The sequence below is a fragment of the Nostoc sp. 2RC genome, assembly GCF_014222165.1.
GTDB classification, from domain to species: domain Bacteria; phylum Cyanobacteriota; class Cyanobacteriia; order Cyanobacteriales; family Nostocaceae; genus Nostoc; species Nostoc linckia.
In genome coordinates, this window is record NZ_JACKZU010000404.1 from 1 (window position 1) to 7120 (window position 7120).

Annotated in this window: 6 protein-coding genes; 3 read left to right on the top strand and 3 right to left on the bottom strand. The window is 41.5% G+C overall.

Annotated elements, in window-relative coordinates; all coding sequences use genetic code 11:
- Nucleotides 1–137: 137 nt before the first annotated feature.
- Both GNE10_RS29830 and GNE10_RS29835 read right to left on the bottom strand, forming a co-directional pair.
- Nucleotides 138–1427, bottom strand: a complete 1290-nt coding sequence (locus tag GNE10_RS29830) for an ABC exporter membrane fusion protein (protein WP_185569361.1) — start codon at nucleotides 1425–1427, stop codon at nucleotides 138–140.
- 250 nt (nucleotides 1428–1677) lie between these two features.
- The gene (locus GNE10_RS29835; RefSeq protein ID WP_185569363.1) at nucleotides 1678–2247 is read right to left on the bottom strand and encodes a TetR/AcrR family transcriptional regulator; all 570 of its coding nucleotides are present in this window, start codon (nucleotides 2245–2247) and stop codon (nucleotides 1678–1680) included.
- Between the two features lie 339 nt (nucleotides 2248–2586).
- On the opposite strand from GNE10_RS29835, the gene GNE10_RS29840 reads away from it, so the two are divergent.
- From GNE10_RS29840 to GNE10_RS29850, 3 genes are all read left to right on the top strand, one after another.
- Nucleotides 2587–3939 (top strand): histidine phosphatase family protein, encoded by a 1353-nt coding sequence (locus GNE10_RS29840; protein ID WP_185569365.1) that lies wholly within the window; start codon nucleotides 2587–2589, stop codon nucleotides 3937–3939.
- A 454-nt stretch (nucleotides 3940–4393) separates the two neighbouring features.
- Nucleotides 4394–5752, top strand: coding sequence for a dihydroorotase (locus GNE10_RS29845; protein WP_185569367.1), 1359 nt, complete (start codon nucleotides 4394–4396; stop codon nucleotides 5750–5752).
- Nucleotides 5753–5811: 59 nt separating this feature from the next.
- On the top strand, nucleotides 5812–6216 hold the full coding sequence (locus GNE10_RS29850; protein WP_260447085.1) for a hypothetical protein: 405 nt from the start codon (nucleotides 5812–5814) through the stop codon (nucleotides 6214–6216).
- Nucleotides 6217–6240: 24 nt separating this feature from the next.
- Here GNE10_RS29850 and GNE10_RS29855 read toward each other — a convergent pair.
- Nucleotides 6241–7120 (bottom strand): NACHT domain-containing NTPase (locus GNE10_RS29855; RefSeq protein WP_185569369.1); only part of this gene is annotated, 880 nt, incomplete at its 5' end.

The window sequence follows — 7120 nt, forward strand, 5'->3', positions numbered from 1 at the left end:
GGAAAGGGGTAAAGGGGAAAGGGGAAAGATTAAATTTATTTCCTTTTCCCTTTAACCGGTTGGTGAGCTTGTGGAACCATTAACCTTTTCCCCTGCTCCCCATGCCCTATGCCCTATGCCCTATGCCCCATGCCCTTTTACATTTCAATTGCTGTCTGTACCTGTAAATTTGTGAAACCTGCAACTTTTCTGCTGTCTTTGGGATTGAGGCGAATTTTCACTTCAATGACTCGGCGATCGAGATTTTCACCAGGCTGGTTGCTAAAAACGTTTTGTCTAATAACTTGGCGGCCAATTTGGGCAACGGTTCCTCGCAGTTCTCCCACAAATGCTTGACCGGTAATCACTGCTTGTTGTCCTAATTTCACTTTAGCGATGTCACTTTGATAAACTTCTGCTACTGCCATCATTTGGTCGTTTGGCGCTAACTCTGCAATGCCAGAACTGCTAATTTTTTCTCCGACTCGCGTGTGAATTTTAATGATTTGTCCGGCTATTGGTGCTTTGATGTAAGCTCCGGCTAACTCGGTTTCGGCACGTTTGAGTGTGGCGATCGCATTTTCCACTTCTGTTTTAGCAGCAGCAACATCTACGTCTCGAACTTCTGCAATACTTGTGAGTGTGGCTTTGGCTTCGCTGACTTGTTTGTTACCGGTGGCGTTGGTGCGGGCGAGTGCTACTTTGGCCTCGGACAGTTGTTTGGTTGCGGTGGTATTAATTCGGTTGAGAACTGCTTTGGCTTCGTCTAGCTGCTGTTTGGCTGTTTCTACTGTTAAGCCTTTGCTGTCATACAAAGAATTAGAAACTGCTCCTTGGGAAAATAACTGCTGATACCGTTGATATTCAGCTTCAGCATTTTTCAGTTCTGCTTCTAGTTTCTTAATGGTTGCTTCTTGGGCAATTTTATCTCCTTGCCATTGTGCTTCGATGCGGGCGATGGCTTCTTGTTGGGCTGTGATATCTCCCTCGGACTGGGCTTGCAGGCGCTCAACACTTGCCTGTTGGGCTTTGATTTCTCCTACTTTGGCTCCTGCTTGGACTTGAGCAAGTTTTGCTTGGGCTACTTTGACTTGTTTTTGGGCTTGGAGGACGGCTGCTTGCAAGCGATCGCGGGCGTCTAAAATCGCTACCACTTGTCCAGATCCAACGCCATCGCCTTCTTTGACTAAAATTTGGGCAATGCGATCGCCATCCAAAGCCAAGGGCGCAAACAAGCTAATTACCTCGGCTTCTGGTTCTAGTCGTCCTAAGGCAGTCACTTTTTGAATCTCTGGTGTAGTTTCTACCGGCTCAGATAAGGCAGTTTGATTTAGCTGTCCAAATTGAGAAATTCCATAAAACACAATTCCACCTGTAATTGCAGTAGCCGTAATTACTAATGCAATTAACCCTTTATTCCTGCCTTTGAATGATACGTTTTTAACCATTTCTTTTATTCTCATAAAAATTTGTCTTTGTCAGACAATTTTAGTTTTTATGTTTAATCTAAAATTGCAGCAAAAATTGTTTATGTTTTGAGATTTGCCAGATGCGTTTGTGATTTATTTCATGGTTAAGGTGCTTACAAAGCAAAAAATATTTTATTGTTGGCTGTTAAAGCTTTAACCAGAGTAATTTATTTTTTTAGTTCCCTAAATCCGGTGAATTATCCATCAATTTATTTTAAATGATTAGTTGTTATGATTGTGGCAAATATGCCGTTAACATCTTTCCTAACAATGTACATTGTTCAATAAAATCAATCGTTTTATTCCCCCATAATTTTTCCAGAATTAAACCATTGACAAAACTCAATACAAAGGAAGCTAAAACTGGATCTTGAACGCCAAAAAAATCACAAACAGCCTGCTGGTACTGCTTATTAGTATGCTTAAAAATACTATTTTCGTGTATACTATTAGTATCTTGATGCTGGCAAAAATCTATTGAAATATAAGTCCACTTCACAAAATAATCTTCATTGTTTGCCAGATATCTTCCTAGTGCTTCCATTGCCTCTTGTAGCGTTTGCGCTCCTTCCAATTCAGCTAAAGCTGCACTGACATCTTGCTCGCATATTTCTTGGGCTAGTTGCTCAAATAAACTTTGTTTACTAGGAAAATAGTGGTACAACGTCCCCGTGGAAACCCCTACTCCTTCAGCAATTTGGCGCATTGTAATCGAACCATAACCTTTTTCAGCAAATAAATCAAAGCACTTAGCGAGCAGTTCTTTACGATACTGGTCGCGATCGACAATCTTAGGCATGGTTCAATTTATTTATATCGAACGGTCGTTATATTTTATATAAACAAATTGATTCCCCTGTGTCAAGGAATTGATTTAAATCGAACATTGATAGGAGTTTAGGGACTTAGAAGTAAAAAAATATTCCACACAAGATTGTTAACTGTTGACCGTCAACGGTTGACAGTCAGCATTTAGCAGTCAACGACTCCAACCAGAATAATTTATTTTTTGGAGTTCCCTAATGACCAATGACCAATGACCAATGACTAATTTCAATAAATCCGCTTTCCCTAGTGGATAATTTTGCAATCATTTTGCAGTAAAATTAGTCGTCTAGATACAGGAGGGCTTTTTGCGATGACTCGTGTCATCATAGTACGTCATGGTCAAAGCAGCTATAACACCGAGCGGCGTATCCAAGGGCGCACTGATGCGTCAACATTAACCGAAAAAGGCCGTAACGATGCCAGTAAACTAGGCAAAGCCCTCAGTAATCTTTCGTTTAATGCGATTTACAGCAGTCCCTTGCAACGAGCAAAACATACAGCAGACATTATTCACAGTGAATTAACTTCCAGTGCTGGAGAGTCTGCGGTGGTGCAAGTTTCTGATTGGCTGCTAGAAATCGATTTGCCTTTATGGGAAGGAATGCTGACAGCCGAAGTCAAGCAAAAGTTGGCTGAAGACTACCGCACTTGGCACGAACGACCCCACGAACTGCGGATGCTACTCAATGACGCACAAGGAACAAGAGAACATTTTCCGGTTCTGGCTTTATACGAACAAGCACGGCAGTTCTGGCAAGAAATATTATCCCAGCATCAAGGCGAAACTATTCTGATTGTGGGACATAACGGTATTAATCGCGCCTTGATTAGCACAGCATTGGGAATTTCCCCTAGTCGTTACCATTCAGTACAGCAATCCAACTGTGGTATTAGTGTCCTAAACTTTGCTGGGGGACTGGGGGAACCAGTGCAGCTAGAATCTTTGAACCAGACGCAACACACCGGAGAAACTCTACCCTCCCTCCGACCAGAACATCAAGGAGTAAGATTGCTGCTAGTGCGTCACGGGGAAACAGACTGGAATCGCCAAACCAGATTTCAAGGACAAATTGATGTCCCCCTTAACGATAACGGTAGACAACAATCGCAAAAAGCAGGTGAATTTCTGCAAAAAGTAGCGATCGCTTATGCTGTAAGTAGCCCAATGCTACGTCCAAAAGAAACAGCAGAGATTATCTTAAAACATCACCCAAGCGTGAAGTTAGACTTACAAAGTGGTTTAAGAGAAATTAGCCACGGACTTTGGGAAGGAAAATTAGAAACAGAAATAGAGCAAGAATTTCCTGGAGAATTGCAGCGTTGGCGGTTAGTCCCAGCCGAAGTCCAAATGCCTGAAGGGGAAAATTTGCAACAAGTATGGGAACGTAGCGTCGCAGCTTGGCAATCAATTGTAGAGACAGCCTTAACTAATCAATTCAAAACAATTTTAGTAGTAGCTCATGATGCGACAAATAAAACTTTACTTTGTCACATTCTTGGTTTACCCTTAGAAAATTTCTGGAATTTTCGTCAAGGCAATGGCGCTGTTAGTGTTATTGACTATCCTTCTGGATTAGATGGTTTACCAGCACTACAAGCAATGAACATCACCACTCATTTAGGTGGAGGCGTATTAGATAAAACAGCAGCCGGGGCGTTGTAGGAGAGTTAGGAGTTAGGAGTTAGGAGTTAGGAGTTAGGAGTTAGGAGTTAGGAATTAGGAGTCAGGAGTTAAGAATTAGTAATCAAGTGCAGAGTCAGGAGTTAAGAATTAGTAATAAATTGGGACTGAGGAATAAAGTTAGGAGTAAGAAATCAAGGAATCAAGTTAGAAGTGATGAGCAAAAAACAAATACTCCTAACTCCTAATATCATGTCCGCATAAATTAGTTATGATTCCCACAGCCATTGCACCCCAAAGAGCCAAAGCTACGCTTTGTCTCCTCTCCCCGAAGTTCGGGGAGGGGATTAAGGGGTGGGGTTTTTCGGGTTTAATAAGTAATCAAGCGGACATGATATAACTCCTCACTTCCAACTCCTAACTCCCAACTCCTCACTTCCAACTCCTAACTCCCAACTCCCAACTCCTGACTGCTAACTCATAATTAAAAACTTTTATGATTGAACTACTACAACAAGTACGGGTAATTGACCCGGTTTCCGAAACTGATGAAATATTTGATGTACTAATTGCTGATGGTTATATCCAAGCAGTAGCTTCGCATATTTCTGACATCAGTACTGATACACAAATTAGAGATTGTCAAGGGTTAGTTCTTGGTTCTGGGTTAGTGGATTTATACAGCCACTCCGGCGAACCAGGGTTTGAAGAACGGGAAACTCTTGTGTCTTTTTTACAAGCTGCTGCTGCTGGCGGCTTTACTAGAGTTAGTATATTACCCGATACATCCCCAGTTATTGATAATCCTGCCCTTGTAAGCCAGTTGCAGAATAAGAGAGGGGGACAAGGAGACACGGGGACGCGGGGACGCGGGGACAAGGAGACGCGAGGACACGGGAATACTATCAACGATTTCTTTGCGTCCTTGCGTCTCTCATTCCCCGCGTCTTATTCTGTCCCTCTGCTTTATATCTGGGGCGCTATCACCTTGGATGTTGCTGGGAAGCAAATGACGGAATTGGCGGATTTAGCATCGGCTGGGGTTGTTGGTTTTACTGATGGTAAGCCGTGGGAAAATTTAGCGCTGGTGCAACGGGTGTTAGAGTATTTACAGCCGTTGGGGAAACCTGTTGCATTTTGGCCTTGCGATCGCCAATTAGCTGCAAATGGTGTAATCAGAGAAGGTGTCCAAGCCTTGCGCTTAGGTTTACCGCCAGTACCCGCCAGCGCCGAAACAAGTGCGATCGCTGCTTTGATAGAATTAGTTGCAGCGATCGGTACGCCAATACATATCATGCGCGTCTCCACAGCCCGCAGTGTGGAATTAATCGCTTGTGCCAAAGCCGCTGGTTTCCCCATCACCGCCAGCACCACATGGATGCATCTTTTACTTGACACAAAAGCAATTAATAGTTATAATTCTAGCCTACATTTAGACCCACCTTTAGGTAACGTCAGTGATGTAGCGGCGTTGCGGGCCGGAGTGAGAGGAGGGGTGATAGATGCGATCGCCATTGACCATGCACCCTATAGCTACGAAGAGAAAGTCCAGGCTTTTGCGGAAGCACCAGCTGGAGCGATCGGTTTTGAGTTAGCATTGCCTTTACTGTGGCAATATCTTGTGGAAACTGGGGAATTTACAGCATTAGAATTATGGCGGGCATTGAGTAGTAATCCAGCCAAGTGTTTGACCCAGAAAATCAATGCAATTACCCCTCATCAACCAGCAGAATTGATTTTATTTGACCCCCAGCAAACTTGGAAAGTTGAAAGGAAAAACCTGCATACACTTTCACAAAATACACCTTGGTTAGGACAAGAATTGCAAGGTCGAGTTGTGCAAACTTGGTGTTAATTGCGTTTAATTGTGTTGATATACATTCTCTGAATAATTTGTCAATATAACAATATGATGTGATTTCTGAGCGACAATTCCATGATAAAGACAGATATTTTAGTGAAAGTTACACCAGAAAGTTAATCTCATTGAATCCTGAACTGCTAAGATACCGCAATGGTGGCGACCCTCTTACCGAGAAAGAATGGCGGATTATCCTCAACAAAACCATTAACTGTAATGGTGCTGAACTAGCACGAATGGTAGAAAAAGCAGCGCGTGCATTATTTCATCAGGGGCGGGAGATTCATATTGGGTTGTCCGAACTGTTGGAACAAAGGGAAATGATAGTGCCACTCTACGTTAGGGATACCGACAGAATACTGGCTATAGAAAATCGAGCCAAGTATATTTGTCAACCAGCATCGACAAAAGACACTTCGGTTTTCGCTCCAGCGATTACTACCTATTGGGGAGATTAGACTTAAGTTACTATTTCGATATCTCTAATTTTTATGTTGTTTGTTGAACCGTTCCTGTGAGGCCATAAGCCGAAGTGCTTGCTGAACAACTTCTACCCAATCTCCTTTAAGAGACAAAAACTTGTCTAACTCAGTCAACCCAAGATAGCTCAAATACTCTGCTGCAAGATACTTTTGAATACCCCCGTGAATAAACCATATTTCTCCTTCTCCCTTATATCGTTCAACAATCAATCCATCTTGAAATTCTATACTATTCAGTAAATAATTAGCTATTTTCTTTTGAGAGCTTATACTTTCTATTGAATAATTAATGTCAAGCTTTAAATATCTTTCCTCTAGAGTCTTATTGATATCAACTTGATTTATAAATTCAATAATCCAATCTAAAACAGTATCTTTACTTGCAGGAACATTAGCTTGATTACCATTATGATTAACTCCTTGCATAAAGCGAATCGCTAGAAAACCTAAAAGTTTAATTCGCTGTTCGGGTAGGAGTAAAAAATAGGGATCGCTATTATCTGGACTGCGTACTTCATCCCATTCTGTAACAAAATTGTATATTGATTCTTGCATCAATTCAGTACTATTTTTCGAGTTTTTCTCAGGTTCGCTTTTGTTTTCATCAGGACAATAGGAACATAGACAAGATAGGAGTAAAGGATTGTAATCTTTTGTACCTACCGCAGAATAACGATTTAAAATATTATTAATATCATCTTTTGATGGCTCTTGACCTCTAGCCTTTTCTAGATACTTTCCAATAAATTTTTCTGCCCTCTCTCGATCAAAATTTTCTAACTCAAAAATTTCAAGTCTTCCATCACAAAGACTATTAGTTAAAAAATCTAAACCTTTTGAAGAAATTACAAAAGAATTTTTTGGATACATACTAATAAAT